Annotated in this window: 18 protein-coding genes; 1 reads left to right on the top strand and 17 read right to left on the bottom strand. The window is 43.5% G+C overall.

Annotation, left to right across the window (positions count from 1 at the left end):
• The first annotated feature begins 39 nt into the window (after positions 1-39).
• A complete protein-coding gene (rpmB, locus tag RDS42_RS05945) occupies positions 40-228 on the top strand; it encodes a 50S ribosomal protein L28 (RefSeq protein WP_308782836.1) in 189 nt (62 codons plus the stop codon).
• 47 nt (positions 229-275) lie between these two features.
• Here rpmB and RDS42_RS05940 read toward each other — a convergent pair whose 3' ends face one another.
• The 17 genes from RDS42_RS05940 to rsxC all read right to left on the bottom strand — a co-directional run.
• Positions 276-413, bottom strand: a complete 138-nt coding sequence (locus tag RDS42_RS05940) for a hypothetical protein (protein WP_308782835.1) — start codon at positions 411-413, stop codon at positions 276-278.
• Between the two features lie 87 nt (positions 414-500).
• On the bottom strand, positions 501-869 hold the full coding sequence (locus tag RDS42_RS05935; protein WP_308782834.1) for a GerW family sporulation protein: 369 nt from the start codon (positions 867-869) through the stop codon (positions 501-503).
• Positions 870-871: 2 nt separating this feature from the next.
• Positions 872-1,819 (bottom strand): DUF2953 domain-containing protein, encoded by a 948-nt coding sequence (locus RDS42_RS05930; protein ID WP_308782833.1) that lies wholly within the window; start codon positions 1,817-1,819, stop codon positions 872-874.
• 4 nt (positions 1,820-1,823) lie between these two features.
• Positions 1,824-2,135, bottom strand: a complete 312-nt coding sequence (locus tag RDS42_RS05925) for a hypothetical protein (RefSeq protein ID WP_308782832.1) — start codon at positions 2,133-2,135, stop codon at positions 1,824-1,826.
• A 58-nt stretch (positions 2,136-2,193) separates the two neighbouring features.
• The gene (locus RDS42_RS05920; RefSeq protein WP_308782831.1) at positions 2,194-2,637 is read right to left on the bottom strand and encodes an NUDIX domain-containing protein; all 444 of its coding nucleotides are present in this window, start codon (positions 2,635-2,637) and stop codon (positions 2,194-2,196) included.
• Between the two features lie 102 nt (positions 2,638-2,739).
• Entirely contained in the window at positions 2,740-4,230 is a 1,491-nt protein-coding gene (locus RDS42_RS05915) for a penicillin-binding transpeptidase domain-containing protein (protein WP_308782830.1), read from the bottom strand.
• A complete protein-coding gene (locus RDS42_RS05910; protein WP_308782829.1) occupies positions 4,142-5,512 on the bottom strand; it encodes an FtsW/RodA/SpoVE family cell cycle protein in 1,371 nt (456 codons plus the stop codon). Before RDS42_RS05910 ends, RDS42_RS05915 begins: the two co-directional genes overlap by 89 nt.
• 6 nt (positions 5,513-5,518) lie before the next feature.
• A complete protein-coding gene (locus tag RDS42_RS05905) occupies positions 5,519-7,708 on the bottom strand; it encodes a DUF3656 domain-containing protein (protein WP_308782828.1) in 2,190 nt (729 codons plus the stop codon).
• Between the two features lie 95 nt (positions 7,709-7,803).
• Positions 7,804-8,211 (bottom strand): cell division protein ZapA, encoded by a 408-nt coding sequence (gene zapA, locus RDS42_RS05900; RefSeq protein ID WP_308782827.1) that lies wholly within the window; start codon positions 8,209-8,211, stop codon positions 7,804-7,806.
• 86 nt (positions 8,212-8,297) lie between these two features.
• Positions 8,298-9,296: a Holliday junction branch migration DNA helicase RuvB gene (gene ruvB / locus RDS42_RS05895; RefSeq protein ID WP_308782826.1), complete on the bottom strand. Its 999-nt coding sequence runs from the start codon at positions 9,294-9,296 to the stop codon at positions 8,298-8,300.
• 8 nt (positions 9,297-9,304) lie between these two features.
• The gene (ruvA, locus tag RDS42_RS05890; RefSeq protein ID WP_308782825.1) at positions 9,305-9,916 is read right to left on the bottom strand and encodes a Holliday junction branch migration protein RuvA; all 612 of its coding nucleotides are present in this window, start codon (positions 9,914-9,916) and stop codon (positions 9,305-9,307) included.
• 162 nt (positions 9,917-10,078) lie between these two features.
• Positions 10,079-10,870 (bottom strand): RnfABCDGE type electron transport complex subunit B, encoded by a 792-nt coding sequence (locus RDS42_RS05885; RefSeq protein WP_308782824.1) that lies wholly within the window; start codon positions 10,868-10,870, stop codon positions 10,079-10,081.
• A gap of 12 nt (positions 10,871-10,882) precedes the next feature.
• The gene (gene rsxA, locus RDS42_RS05880; RefSeq protein ID WP_308782823.1) at positions 10,883-11,458 is read right to left on the bottom strand and encodes an electron transport complex subunit RsxA; all 576 of its coding nucleotides are present in this window, start codon (positions 11,456-11,458) and stop codon (positions 10,883-10,885) included.
• Positions 11,455-12,171: an electron transport complex subunit E gene (locus tag RDS42_RS05875; protein ID WP_308782822.1), complete on the bottom strand. Its 717-nt coding sequence runs from the start codon at positions 12,169-12,171 to the stop codon at positions 11,455-11,457. Before RDS42_RS05875 ends, rsxA begins: the two co-directional genes overlap by 4 nt.
• Positions 12,168-12,776, bottom strand: coding sequence for an RnfABCDGE type electron transport complex subunit G (locus RDS42_RS05870; protein ID WP_308782821.1), 609 nt, complete (start codon positions 12,774-12,776; stop codon positions 12,168-12,170). The genes RDS42_RS05875 and RDS42_RS05870 overlap by 4 nt, the downstream gene beginning before the upstream one ends.
• Positions 12,773-13,753, bottom strand: coding sequence for an RnfABCDGE type electron transport complex subunit D (locus tag RDS42_RS05865; RefSeq protein WP_308782820.1), 981 nt, complete (start codon positions 13,751-13,753; stop codon positions 12,773-12,775). The genes RDS42_RS05870 and RDS42_RS05865 overlap by 4 nt, the downstream gene beginning before the upstream one ends.
• 13 nt (positions 13,754-13,766) lie before the next feature.
• Positions 13,767-15,082 (bottom strand): electron transport complex subunit RsxC (gene rsxC / locus RDS42_RS05860; RefSeq protein ID WP_308782819.1); only part of this gene is annotated, 1,316 nt, incomplete at its 5' end.

The following is a 15,082-nucleotide window of genomic DNA, read 5'->3' as shown; positions in this document are numbered from 1 at the left end:
GATTAACCTGTTGAAAAAAAGCGTCAAGGAGGTGCTGTCATGGCTAAGTGCGCAATTTGCGAAAAAGGAGCTCATTTCGGAAATAATGTAAGTCATTCCCATAGAAGATCCAATAAAATGTGGAAATCCAATGTTAAGTCTGTAAAAGTTAAGACTGCTACAGGCGGAGCTAAAAAGATGTATATATGTACTTCTTGTCTGAGATCCGGAAAAGTTGAAAGAGCATAATATTCAAAAAATTTAAAAATTCCCCTCGCAGCCGCGTGGGGAATTTTTTATCTGCAGAATAAATGATATCCGCACAGCAGACACAGACCTGCTGCTATTACAATTACCGCGCTTTCCGCGATCAGCATTCCTATCACCATTCCTATTCCAATGCAGAACAGCATCAGTCCCAGAAGTCTTCCCACAATCTGTAACCTCTTTCTCTTTGGTCTATACTATCTTATGCAGAAAAGACTTCCAGGAACACTGTTTTCTCCTGTCCGATCCGGCACTTAAACTTCTGTTCCCTCTGACTCATAGGAATTTTTTCCAGAAGCAAATCGATCCACAAAATCCGGCACCATATCAAGAACCTTTGTCAGTCCGTCCTGATTTTTAATATTTACCAGTCTGGTGCTTCCATTCTGGATCACAAGGACTGCGCTTGGTGTCATCTTTCCGGTCATTCCACCGCCGCCGTTGCTTTTCTTGTCACCTTCAAAGGCTCCTGCACCTACACCAAAAGCTACGTCCACAAGCGGAAGGATGATAGTATCTCCCACATGTATCGCCTCTCCAACCACAGTTTTAGCAGAAATAAAGCTGTCCAGTCCTTTAAAGAGAGAATTCACCGTATCCTTAAAATTATTTTCGTTTGCCATATTCAGACCTCCTTATGTTTCCATCTTCTAATGATGTATTTAATATCCTGATTAAAATATAACTTCAAAAGTATAACAACCGGAACAATACAATAAATACGTCCCTTTACTGTCACATTTCCTTCCAGAAGATTTCTGTTCTCAAATACAGGAACGAACTCAATCCTGTTCTGATGCAGCGGCATAGTCATCCCTAATAAAGCAAGCACGGTTCCTGTCACAGAAGGATCCTCACTTCCAAAATCCACATGTCCGCTGATCTTCCCAGGGAACACATGTCTCAGCAGCCTGCTTACTTTTTCTCTTGCATATGTGATCCCTGCTTTTGTTCTGGGATGCTGAAAAAAAGCCTTCCACCAGTCTATTTTATCACAGATTCCTTTGATTGTTAACGAAATTCTGTGAAAGTTATTTGGGATACTTTTGCATCTTTCCCATATGTCTTTTAGTGTCTCCCATATTTTTGCTATTTTATTCTGTTTTTTTTCAGAATCCTGTTTCTCTGCAGTACTTTCGAATCTTTTTTCCTCATCTTCTATAAACGGAGCAGGATCCAAAGTTTCTTCTGCAGAGTTCTCAAGAGCCTGTTCTGGTTTCTCCTGTTCTGCAGGCTCCTGTATTCTGGTTTCATTTTTTTCTGCTCTTTTTTGAGAAGCATTCTTCTTATTCCGGTATTTCTTCAGAAGGGAAAGAACAGGTACACCAAAAATCTTTAGTTCCTGGTATCCGGATCCATTTTTGTACCTCACCGAAAAAGCAATTCCCCTGAAAAGCCAGCTTACTTTTATTGCAGCCTCTGTCTCGCGAAAAGGCACGCCTTCCTTTGCCGCCCTGCCCTCATATCTGACTGGACAGAACAGGATCAGAAGCAGCAGAAACAGCAGCAGCCCCAGAAAAACCCCCAGAAGAATCAATATCCACTTGATCAGCATCCATAAAATATGTAACATGCCTTCACCTGTTTTTTATATATTTTTCTACCTGCACGTCCCCTGTCTCTTCATAAACGGTCTGTACAATAGAGCGAACAAGCTCCATTGCCTCGTCTATGCCTTTTGCTACCCCGACAATCTCCGGGCATATACGGGCAGCTGTTTTTTGAAACAAAGTAACTGCCGGAACAATCTCTAAAATATTATGAGGATTTACAGAAAGGGTCAAAAGATAAATTCCCGGAACCAATTTCCCCTGATCCAGCTTTTGCCGTATCTCTTCCGCATTCCGGACAGTTTCCCCGATATAATAGTCGTCCAACCATTTCAGCATTAACAGGATTCCCCTTTCTATGTAAATCTAAACAGGGCTGCGTCAAAACACAACCCTGCTACTTTTTGCCCCAGAGTCCCTGACTCCGTAATTCCAGATATTCCTGATAGGCCTTTTCCACAATCTGTTTTTCATTAGAAAATCGAAGAAGGTGGTAGATCTCATGAAACTTATAATATCCGGAATCTACAAAAAACTCTTCTCTCTGAGGTTTGCTATGATAATTATCTGCCGTCATCAGGTACCAATGTACTTCTTTTGTGACCATATCCTCTGGAACAGTAAAATTATAATGGCTTTTGCCAATATATTTCACAACAGAGGCTCTGACATCTGCTTCTTCTCTGACCTCCCGAAGCGCCGTCTGAATATGGGTCTCTCCCGGCTCAACAGTCCCTTTTGGCAATACCCAGCCTTCATATCTGTTTTTGTAAGACTTATATAAAGCCAGTATCTTACCACGATAAATTACCACACCGCCACAGCTTGTTGCTTCTATCATCTGCAATTTCCTCCTGTATCGCGTGTGAATTATATATAACTGGATATAGTATAACTCTTTTTCAGTAAACTGGCAAGAATTTGTTCTGCCATACAGAATATATCAATAATAATATGCGTTAAAGATCTGTGATGCGATCGGTACAGCAGCCTCACTTCCTGTTCCGCCGCCCTCTACGATCACAGCCACAGCCAGATCCGGATCGTCCACATTAGAGTATCCCACAAACCAGGAATGACTGGAACCATACTCATCATATTCTGCAGATCCTGTTTTTCCAGCGGCCGTATAGCCCTGTCCCGAAAGAGCCGACGCCGTACCGTACTCTACAACATCTTTCATCAGCTCTCCCAGCATAGTGGCTTCGTTTTTTGTCATAATACGTTTATAAGCCTCCGGCTGTGTAGTGCTTACATGCTCTCCTGTATTATTTACTACCTGATCGATCAGATAAGGTTTCATCACCACCCCATTATTTGCAATGGCACAGATAATAAGTGCCATATGAGCCGGAGAAACCAGAGTATTTCCCTGACCGATAGCAGTCTGCATTGTAAGAGGAATTCCTGATTTTCCATTCAAACTGAATACGCTTTTTTTATACGAAGTAAAAGGAAGCTTTTTATTAAAAAGCAGGTCTTCACTTGTCTCCCGTAAAGAAGCGCCTCCAAGAGATGTTCCCATTTCTGCAAAAGCACAGTTACAGGAGGATGCAAATGCAGAATAAAAATCCTCTTGTCCATGAACATTCCCATTATAGCATCGAATGGTGTGGTCCTCTTTTGTAATACTTCCCTCACAAAGATAAGAATATCCATTAAAACTTTTATTTTTTCTGAAATAGTCAAGAGCCGTAACTATCTTAAACGTAGAGCCCGGAGGATACTGTCCCTGGGTAGCCCGGTTCAGAAGACTGGAGTTGGTTTCATCACTGACAAGCCAGTCCCAGTTTTCAGCAATACTATTTGGGTCAAAGTCAGGTTTGCTGACCATGGCAAGGATTTTTCCTGTAGACGGTTCTATGGCAACTACTGCCCCTCTTCGGTCTCCAAGAGCATAATATGCAGTTGTCTGCAATTCTGCGCTTAAAGTGGAGATCACCGTATCACCCATATTTTTCCTTCCCAGAAATTCATTTTTCATTTGATTCAGAAAAAATTCATGAGAACTCAAAAGCTGGAAATTCGCTTCTGACTCCAGACCGCTTTTTCCATTGGAATCATATCCGACCACATGAGCAAATACATTTGCATAAGGATAAATACGATCCTCTGTACCATCCTCATATACATCTGTCTTTGCCAGTATCTCCCCATCTGAAGAAAGAATCTGTCCCCTTATTACACGGTCAGAAAAAGTATCCTGTCTTGTATTATAAGGACTGTTTATAAAATCTTCACTTTTTACCACATTAAAATAAACAAGATAGCCTATCATAGCTGCAAAAACTGCCACAAAAAACCAGGAAACATAAGTATATTCTTTGTTTCTTGCCCGTCTGCGTTTAGATCTCTCTTGCTCTTCGCGCTTCCTCTCTCGCTCGTATTCTCTGCGCTGCTTCTTTTCTACGTCTCTCAAATTCCTCGTCCTCATCTTCTCTTAATATATACAGACCCTGGATAATGGCAAGCATCAGTATTGTACTCATAACAGAACTTCCTCCATAGCTTACCAGCGGCAGGGTAACACCTGTCATAGGAATAAATTTTGTTGCTCCTCCAATAGTCAGGATCACCTGAAATGCATATTCCGTTCCTAACCCAAGGGCAATGAGTTTATAGAAAGGATTTTTGATCCGGATGGCGATATTGACGATCATCAGGAAAAAGCTCATGCATACCAGGATAAGGCAGATGGCAAAAATTCCTCCCAGCTCCTCACAGATGGCACTGAAGATAAAATCATTTTTGACAACAGGAATAGAGCCCGGCGATCCCTGGCAAAGTCCCATTCCAAACCATCCTCCGGTGCCAATTGCAAATAAGGACTGAACAATCTGATAGCCCTCATTCTGGTAAACTGCCATAGGGTTTTTCCAGGCGCTTACCCTCTGACGTACATGGCCAAACAGGAAATAAGCGATCACTGCGCCTGTACTTCCTCCTGCAATTCCCAGCCCCAGATAAGCAGCTTTTTTGGTAGACACATAGATCATTACCAGATAAGCAGCAAAAAAGATGACTGCGCTTCCCAAATCCCTGGACAATACCAGTATCACCACATGGAGCCCTGCAATAATCGTTGCTTTCACAACTGTTGGAAAACTGGTGTCACGAGACAGAATTGAAGCCATAAAGAACACAAATGTGATCTTTATCACTTCAGATGGCTGGACTCCCATAAGAGAAAGTTTAGCGCCATAGCTTGTCCGTGCCAAAAGGAATACTGCCGCCAAAAGGATGATTCCTACGCCTGCGTACAGCCAGGTCAGCCTTCTAAGAAACCGCATCTTCCGTATCATAACCGGTATGATCAGCGCGATTCCGCTGGCAGCTGCCGCAATGACCAGCTGCTTTGTTGCTGTGGTAATATCCAGCCTGCACAGCATGATAAAGCCAACGCTGAGCAGCATACACATATTATTCAGAAGCAGCAAAGATGCCTTTTTATAAAAAATCCGGTACAATATCTGCACTGCTGCAAAAAACACCAGCATTTCGATATAAAAGATGATCACATTAAAATCAAAGGTTTTTAGATAGATCACCAGAAACGCAGTAAAATCCATAAAGAAAATCAGAATCAGCTGCTGACGCAGCAGACTGTTTTTTTCTTCCTCATCCTGCTGACGTACTGTGTAAAAACAGTGGAAGGTATAAACAACCATCAGTGTTAATATCAGATACTTTGATAATTCAACAATAACATTAATCATATGCCCTTATTCGGCTCCTCTTTTAAAATGTCCCTTTGTAAACTCTCTGGAGGGTGCAGACTGTCCCCGGAGATACACTTCCGCAAACTCTTTCAGGATCTGCTTTGTTTCTTCTCCGGATTCCAGGGTAAAAGCAAGGCGCAGAGATTCTGCTCCGATTTTTTTGACTTTGCTGCTTTCTCTTAAAAGTCCATAAGGGATGCTGTTATAGATTATATTATAACAGTACTCTTTTCCTTTTGTAGTTCCGGTTTTCCACGGATGGCAGATGCAGGAACTGGTAAACTCCTTATCATAACGGTCTCTGAGTACCATAGTCTTCTCCTGGCCGTCACAGCGTCCTGAATTTTTCCGAACGCACTGAGCCGAGATCATAAGAGGAAGATATCCATAAATGATACATTCACTGTCCCGACTGTCTCTGTGAAAAAGCTCTTTTTCATTCAGTTCCATCGGCATCGTATTCCGAAGGATTCCCTCTTCTCTCCAGAATGCACATGCTTCATCATTCCAGGTATATAAAGACGCATCTGCCACACAGTATTTTTGAAATCCTGCTTTACGGAGCATTCCATACCCCTCCAGATCATGTACAAGAAAGCCTTTCATACCCAAAGCTATCCACTGAGCTGCTTCCTTCAGGTACTCTTCCGGCATAGCTCCTCTTACGATCCTTGGAAGCGAAAGGTAAAGCTCCTTTTCTTTATAACGATCCCGCTCCATAAAATCCTTCATGATGTCAAAAGGAAGATACAGGCCTGTAAGATCCGGGGATTCCCATGCGGCTTCTGCCTGTTCTTTTGTTTCGCAGGAGGCATACAGCAGTGGTTTTTCCAAAACAGCTTTCTGTTTTAAAGCTTTCCGTTCTTCCAATTCCCAGTCGCATGCATATACCGGATTCACTTCTGCTTTTCTTTTGTATTTTTTCAGGATTTCTTCTTCTAACTGAAAAAGCGCTTCTCTTCTTAATTCATTTAATATCTTCACCGGAATAAAAATCTGGCCGCTCATCTGAACATCCAGATCTTCCCATACAAACTCTGTATTTCCAAGCTTTTCCATCTGCTGCCGGATCCTTGCTTCTTCCATGGGATGTTCCTTTGCATACTGCACTTCTCCCATAGAGACAACAGCTTCTGCTGATCCGCAGGAAACATGGAGAATGGCCGGGCTCTCCGGATAAAGGATCAGATTTCCTCTGATCTTTTTCTTCACCGAAAAAGTCTTTACAGAAGTAACCGATGTTTTTTTATGATTATGAAAGACTATCATATCCGGTCCATTATGCTGTTTATAATATCCCTGACAGGATCCCCCTCTGTTAAATGCATCCAGAAGAAATTTTCTGTCTCTTTCATCTACTTTATAGGATGCTCTGTTTTCTTTTAATATATCCAGATATTTCCGATAGATTCCTGTTACTGCAGCCGTATACTCCGGCTGCTTCATCCTTCCTTCAATTTTCAAAGACATTACGCCTGCCTCAATGATCTCCGGCAGAATATCAAGAGTACAGATATCCTTAAGGCTTAATGGACAGCTCTCCTTCTCTTTTGAAAAATGCTTCCCCGGCTCTCCAGTCTGATAAGGAAGACGGCAGGGCTGGGCACAGCGTCCTCTGTTTCCGCTTCGGCCTCCCAGGATGCTGCTCATCAGGCACTGGCCGGAAAAACTGTAGCAAAGCGCACCATGTATAAATGTTTCTATCTCAATTGGACTTGCCTTATGCATATCGGAAATTTCCTTAATGCTCAGCTCTCTGGCAGGAACTACCCGGGTAACTCCAAGACTTTCAAGAAATTTCATTCCTTCAGGTCCTGTCACTGTCATCTGCGTGCTTGCATGAACCGGAAGATCCGGAAATGTGTTCCGAATAAAACGAAGAACCCCCATGTCCTGTACGATCACCCCGTCCAGTCCTTCTTCATAAACTTCCTTTAAGGAATCATAAAGCCGCTCTTTCAGTTCCCGGTTCTTTAAAAGTGTATTAACTGTAAGATATAGCTTTCTTCCATGAATATGGGCTGTCCGGATTGCACGGACAAGCTCCTCCTGTGTAAAATTTTTAGCATATGCTCTGGCTCCGAAATCCGGGCCTCCAAGATAAACAGCATCTGCCCCAGCCCCAATGGCTGCCTGAAATGCCTCATAAGAGCCTGCCGGCGCCAGCAGCTCTACTTTACTGAAATCTGTCATAATCCCTCTCTTATCTTTGATAACGGAGGACTGATCCTCCCACATATTTCATGAAACAGACAAAGGGGACTACCGAAGCAATCCCCTTCCAACCTTTACTTTAGTAATGAGTCAACCTCACCTTCCAGCTCCTTAACCTTGCCTTCAAGGAGCACCTTCTGCTGCTCAGCTTCCTGCTGCTTCTTCTCCGCCTCCTCAATCTTCAGACGGAGAGAGATCAGTTCATGCTTCAGCTCGTACATTTCCTGGTCTTTCTGCTGAAGATCCTGTTCAAAGATCTCAGCCTGCTTTTTTGCCTTAAAATAGTCATCTGTCACATTCAGACTAAGCAGTGTATGCTTGGTCTCCATAGGCTGCCTGGAATAGCCCGGCATTTCGCTCAGCTCCGCAATTTTATTATTTATATAGGATGCTACCTTCTGAAAATATTCCTCAGATTCATAGCCACCCAAAGTGATGATCTTTCCTCCGATCACAACCTGTGCCGTATTCTTGACTGCCATACAAAGCCTCCTGTGTATATTAATTTCCTGAATTGTCCATATCTCATTCTATTATACTCGAATTATGTCAAAATGTATAGAATTTTTTACGAAATCTTTTCATAACCAAGATGACTGTATGCCAGAGCAGATGCCATCCTGCCTCTTGGAGTACGATTCAGGAATCCATTCTGGAGAAGATAAGGCTCGTAAACATCTTCCAGAGTGCCTGAATCCTCCCCTATGGCAGCAGCAAGAGTTTCCAATCCTACCGGACCGCCTTTAAAGTTTACGATCAAAGTTTTTAAAATCCGTCTGTCTATCTTGTCAAGACCATACTGATCCACTTCCAGAAGATCCAGCGCAAAAACCGCCACCTCATAGGTGATCCTGCCATCATATTTTACCTGGGCAAAATCACGTACACGTTTCAGAAGGCGATTGGCTAATCGAGGCGTTCCTCTGGATCTCTTTGCAATCTCTGCTGCACCTCTGCTGTCGATCTCTACGTCAAGTACCTGGGCAGAGCGCAGAATGATCGTTTCCAGTTCTTTCTGATTATAGAACTCCAAATGATGCATTACACCAAAACGATCCCTGAGAGGAGCGGAAAGCAGTCCTGCTCTTGTGGTAGCCCCAACCAGCGTAAACTTTGGCAGGTCCAGACGTATGGAACGTGCAGAGGCTCCCTTTCCGATCATGATATCAATAGCAAAATCCTCCATTGCCGGGTAAAGCACCTCTTCTACCTGACGGTTCAGACGATGGATCTCATCTACAAAAAGAATGTCTCCCTCCTGCAGATTATTAAGAATTGCCGCCATTTCTCCTGGCTTTTCAATAGCCGGACCGGAAGTCACCTTCATATGTACTCCCATTTCATTGGCAATAATCCCGGAAAGTGTAGTTTTTCCAAGTCCCGGAGGTCCATAAAAAAGCACATGATCCAACGCATCATGTCTTTGTCTGGCAGCTTCTATATAAATTTTTAATGTTTTTTTTGTTTTTTCCTGACCGATATACTCCTCCAGAGTCTGAGGACGCAGATTCCCTTCAAGAGGAAAATCTTCTTCTGTTACATCAGCAGTGATCATTCTTTTTTCCATATTTACCCCTATAGATTTTTCAGCGCTGCTTTCAGGATAGCTTCTACATCATCCGGAGCCACATCTGTTATTTTTCGTACTGCCCGAAGGGCATCCGTACTGGAATATCCCAGTGCAACAAGAGCTTCTACCGCTTCTTTACTTCCATCCAGGATATTTTCTCCTGCCGCTATAGCTTCTTCCTGCTGATGGAGCATTTTTTTCTCAAAAGCATCTTCCAGTTTCAGCTTGTCTTTTAACTCTAAAATCAGTTTCTGAGCAGTTTTTTTCCCTATTCCGGGTGCACGGGAAAGAGTTTTTACATCATCTGAAAGAATGGCAAAACTCAGCTCGTCTGCAGTAAGACCTGCAAGCACTCCAAGGGCTGCTTTTGGTCCTATCCCGTTAACTCCCAGAAGAAGCCGGAACATATGAAGATCGTCTCTGGAAAGAAAACCAAAGAGCTGCATAACATCCTCTCGCACATGAAAGTATGTATGTATTTTAACCTTTCCCTCAGAACGAACTGCCTTTTCAATAGCTGTCCCCGTCATAAAAATTTCGTAGCCGATTCCGGCAGTCTCCACGATCACAGAATTTTCCGTAGAGTCCACCACCTGACCTCTTATAAATGAAATCATAAGATCTTACTCCTGTGATAAATAATCGTCAATTACATCGACTTATGATATCACAGATATAAAAAAAAAGCAAACGTCCATTCGAAAAAATATCCCGGAACAGAATCACTGTTATGGCTTACTCTGTTTGCCATAACGAAAATTCTGCATCCGGGATATCCTCTACAGGATCACACCTCTTGGGCATACATCCTTACACGCTCCGCAATTGGTACATTTTTCATAATCAATATGGGCACAGAAATCTGTAACTGTAATCGCACTGTTAGGACAGGTCTTTTCACATTTTTTACAGCCAATGCATCCAACCTCACAGGCAGAAGTTACCGCTTTGCCTTTGTCATGAGAACTGCAGCCTACAAAAACAGTTTGTTCATAAGGAACCAGTTCGATCAGATGACGTGGACATTTTGCGACACATTTCCCACAGGCTTTACATTTCTCTCTGTCTACCACAGCCACCCCATTGATCACATGGATCGCATCAAAAGGGCAGGCTTTTACGCAGCTTCCAAATCCCATGCACCCATAAGAACAGCTTTTCGCTCCGCCTCCAGGAATGAAAGCCATCATTTCACAGTCTTCTACCCCTGTATAAATATAGTCTTCTTTTGTTTTTTCACAGGTTCCTGTACATTTTACAAAAGCCACCTGGCGGACAGTTTCCACAACCTCCTGTCCCATGATACCTGCGATTACTTTTCCTACAGCATCTCCGCCTACCGGACATCCATTGACAGGCGCTTCTCCTTTTGCAATAGCCGCTGCCAGTCCGTCACAGCCCGGAAATCCACAGCCTCCGCAGTTATTTCCCGGAAGAGCCTCACGGACGGCAACTTCCCTCTCATCTGTTTCTACTGCGAATTTTTTTCCTGCGACACCGAGAAAAAGTCCAATAAAGAGGCCTACTGCCGCAACTACAACTGTGGCTATGATAATTGATCCGATATTCATATTTATGCCCCCTTATATCAATCCTGAAAACCCGAAAAACGCGATGGCCATCAATCCTGCTGTAATAAGCACGATCGGGAATCCGCGAAAAGCTTCCGGAATGTCATTATATTCTATTTTTTCACGTATACCTGCCATAACGATGATCGACAGAGTAAAGCCTGCTGCCGTTGCAAAACCATTCACAGTTCCCTGAAGGATACTGTATTCTTTCTGTACGTTGATCAATGCCACACCAAGAACTGCACAGTTGGTAGTGATCAGAGGAAGATATACGCCAAGAGCCTGATACAGAGAAGGCATTGCTTTTTTAAGAAACATTTCCACAAACTGCACGAGAGCCGCAATCACCAGAATAAAAACAATGGTCTGCAGATATTCCATATGGGTGGGAACCAGAATAAACTGATAGATCACACTGGTAACAAAGGATGAAAGTGTAATGACAAAAATAACCGCTCCCCCCATACCTGCCGCAGTTTCCGTCTTTTTGGAAACGCCCAGAAAAGGACACAGCCCCAGAAACTGGCTCAGAACAACATTATTAACAAGAGCAGAGCCCACAATGATCAGCATTAATTCTTTCATTCGTGTTTCCCTCCTTTACACATGGTATTTCCACAGGAAGCACAGGCGCCGCCGCATTTGTCCGGATTACTTGGATCAATGCCTTTCTTTGCAGCTCCCAGTTTAAACTTGTTCTGAATTGCTGCCAGAAGCGCAAGAACAAAGAATGCGCCCGGAGCCAGAATAAAGATCGTAACCGGCTCATAACCCATTTTTCCCGCTGCGGCATCTGCAAGAGGAAGAATCTGGCGTCCAAAAAGCTGTCCGGCACCGATCAGTTCTCTCACAGCACCGATGCAGGTAATGCTCAGGGTAAAGCCAAGCCCCATACCAATTCCGTCAAACAAAGACGGCAGGGGAGGATTCTTGGAAGCATATGCCTCTGCACGCCCAAGAATAATACAGTTTACAACGATCAACGGAATATATAATCCTAAAGACGCATAGAGAGTCGGCAGGAAGCCTTCCAGAAGCATCTGGACAATTGTAACAAAAGAGGCAACCACAACAATAAACGCAGGCATACGTACTCCGTCCGGAATAAATTTGCGAAGCAATGAGATCAAAAGATTTGATGCTGCCAGAACAGCTGTGGTAGTCAGCCCCATTCCGATACCATTTACAGCTGATGTAGTTACAGCAAGCGTGGGACACATACCCAGCATCAGCACAAAGGTAGGATTTTCTTTGATAATACCGTTAATCAGTCGTTCTGATGGTGTATTTGCTTTCATTGAGCTCCTCCTTCCATATACTGAAATGCACAGAGACCTGCATTCACACCATTGGTCATGGCATTGGTAGTGATCGTCGCACCGCTCAGGGCATCGATTTCATCTTCTGCAGATGCACCGCTTTTTGTATATTTGAATTTTTCTACATTTTTATTTTTAAACTGATCCTTAAAAGCATCTGTGTCTGCCTTCATTCCAAGACCGGCAGTCTCTCCAATAGAAAGAATAGAAATCCCGTTTAAGGTTCCATCAGCCTGGACACCCATAGCAAACTGAATGTCTCCTCCATATCCCTCTGATGTGGTAATGGTAAATGCATAACCGATCTCATTGTCAGAAGAGTCAAAAGCTGTCATGACTTCATCAATATTCTGTGCACCATAGCCATTTTCACTTAACGTTCCTGCAAGTTCTTCTGCCATGTCATCCAGTACAACTTCGCCAAATTTTTCAGCTTCAGGAAAGACAGCTTTATAAGCCTCCTGCTTTGCCTTCAGTTTCTGCCGGGCAATGGGATCTGCAGTAATGTCCTGGACAACTCCCAGCGCCAGCCCGGCTGCCAGAGTGATCGCAGTAATAGAAATCGTATCCTTTAAAATACTCATGCTTTCTTCCCTCCTTTTCCAAAAGCAACCGGATAAGTAGCCTTTTCAATAAGCGGAACCAGAAGATTACAGAAAATGATCGCGTAGGATACGCCTTCTGCAGAACCGCCAAACAGACGGAATACGGCAGTTACCACACCCAGACAGCAGCCATAAACAAGCTGACCTTTAAATGTGATAGGTGTGGTCACATAATCTGTCGCCATAAACCAGGCTCCCAGCATCAGACCGCCGCCAAAAAGATGGCTCAGAAGATAATTTCCATCGAATCCCATTCCGGTACAAAGCATATAGACGATTACAAACACAGTGAAGCTTCCAATATATGTAAGGGGTATCTTCAGATCAATTACTTTAAAAGCCAAAAGAATCACCGCCCCGATCAGGATCGCTAAAGCGGAGGTCTCTCCAATTGTACCCTGGATATTTCCAAAAAAGAGATTTTTTACCGGAACAGAAGTTCCCTCAATAAATCCCTGTGCTTTCAAAGCAGCCAGAGGTGTTGCCCCTGTAACCGTATCTACTGCTCCCCGAAAGCTGTCTGATACGGCAAAATCTGTCATACGGCCAGCAAAGGAGATCATCAGGAAACAACGTCCAGCCAGTGCGGGGTTCATAAAGTTCTGCCCAAGTCCGCCAAAAAGCTGTTTTACAACAATAATTGCAAAAGCACTTCCAAGAACCGGCATCCACAGCGGAATCTGCGGCGGCATATTCAGCGCAAGAAGAAGCCCGGTAACAACCGCACTGAAATCAGTGATTGTATCTGGCTTGTGCATCAGTTTATCATAAATCCATTCAAACATAACGCTGGAGAGCACTGTTACTGCAACTACAAGAAATGCATGGAAACCAAAATTCCAGATTCCAAATAAAGCTGCAGGAAGAAGCGCAATCACCACCAGCTGCATGATCCTGCTTGTGGTCATCGCATCCCTTACATGCGGATTTGATGACACGTTATATTTTTGTTCCATTCCTCTTCCTCCCCTATTTCTTTTTACGGCTGGCAAGTACCATTTTCCGCATAGATTTGATACTCTGGGTCAGCGGTCTTTTTGCAGGACATATATAACTGCAGCAGCCGCATTCACAGCATTCCATTCCATTCATTTTTTCAAATCCTGCCATATCTCCTCTTTCTGCAAGAGTGGCAAGGCGTGCCGGAAGTACATGTCCCGGACAGACGCTTACACATCGTCCGCAGTTGATACAGGCAGTGGCCTGTTTTTTTGATTCAGACACTGCATCATGCTCAAGGCAGAGAAATGCAGATGTAGTCTTCACACAGGGGACATGAAGATCATACATAGCAAACCCCATCATAGGACCTCCGGAAATAACTTTTGCGGTATTGTTCTTTAATCCTCCTGCAGCATCGATCAGTTCTTCCATATTCGTCCCTGTAAGCACTGTAAAATTTCTGGGTTCCGCTATGGCATCTCCGGTAACTGTAACGATTCTGCTCATAACCGGCCGTCCCAGAATAACCGCTTTATAAACAGCAACAACTGTATCAATATTATCAACAACACAGCCTGCATCTGCCGGAAGCATAGATGAATTGATTTCTCGTCCTGTTGCAGCATAGATCAGAGTACGCTCACCACCCTGAGGATATTTTGTCATCAGTTCCTTTACTTCCATACGCGGATTATCTTTGATGAGTTTTTTCATCTTCTCAATACAGTCCGGCTTATTGTCTTCAATACAAATATATCCCTTTGCATGATCGAACAGCTTCAGAATCACTTCAAGTCCTGCTACTACTTTTTCCGGTTCCTCCAGCATCCTTCTGTAATCACTGGTAAGATAAGGCTCACACTCTGCACCATTTACAAGAACATATTCAATCTTATCCGGTTCCTTGGGTGACAGTTTTACATGTGTGGGAAAACCGGCGCCTCCCATTCCCACAACTCCGCCCTCCCGGATTCTGGATATAATATCTTCTCTGGAAAGTGCAGAAAGATCGGCTCCATGAAATTCGACTTCTTCATACTGCTGATCATTTTCTATAATAATAGAATCGGCCATTCCGCCAGTAGCAGTCAGTCTTTTTTCAATTCCTTTTACCGTTCCGGAAACAGAAGCATGAAGAGGCACGGAAACAAAACCGTTTGCTTCGGCAATTTTCTGTCCCACAAGGACACGATCCCCCTTATTTACACAGGCCGCAGAAGGTGCTCCTATGTGCTGAGACAGAGGATATACCATCTCTCCTTTTGGAAGATATTTCTCAATCTGTCTGTTTTTTGACAGTTCCTTGCCCTCATAAGGATGAATTCCTCCCTTAAAGGTAAGCT

Source organism: uncultured Blautia sp. (genome assembly GCF_902497045.1).
In the GTDB taxonomy this organism is placed as follows: domain Bacteria; phylum Bacillota; class Clostridia; order Lachnospirales; family Lachnospiraceae; genus Blautia_A.
Note: the sequence above shows the minus strand (reverse complement) of the source record. Positions and strands in the feature narration are given on the sequence as shown.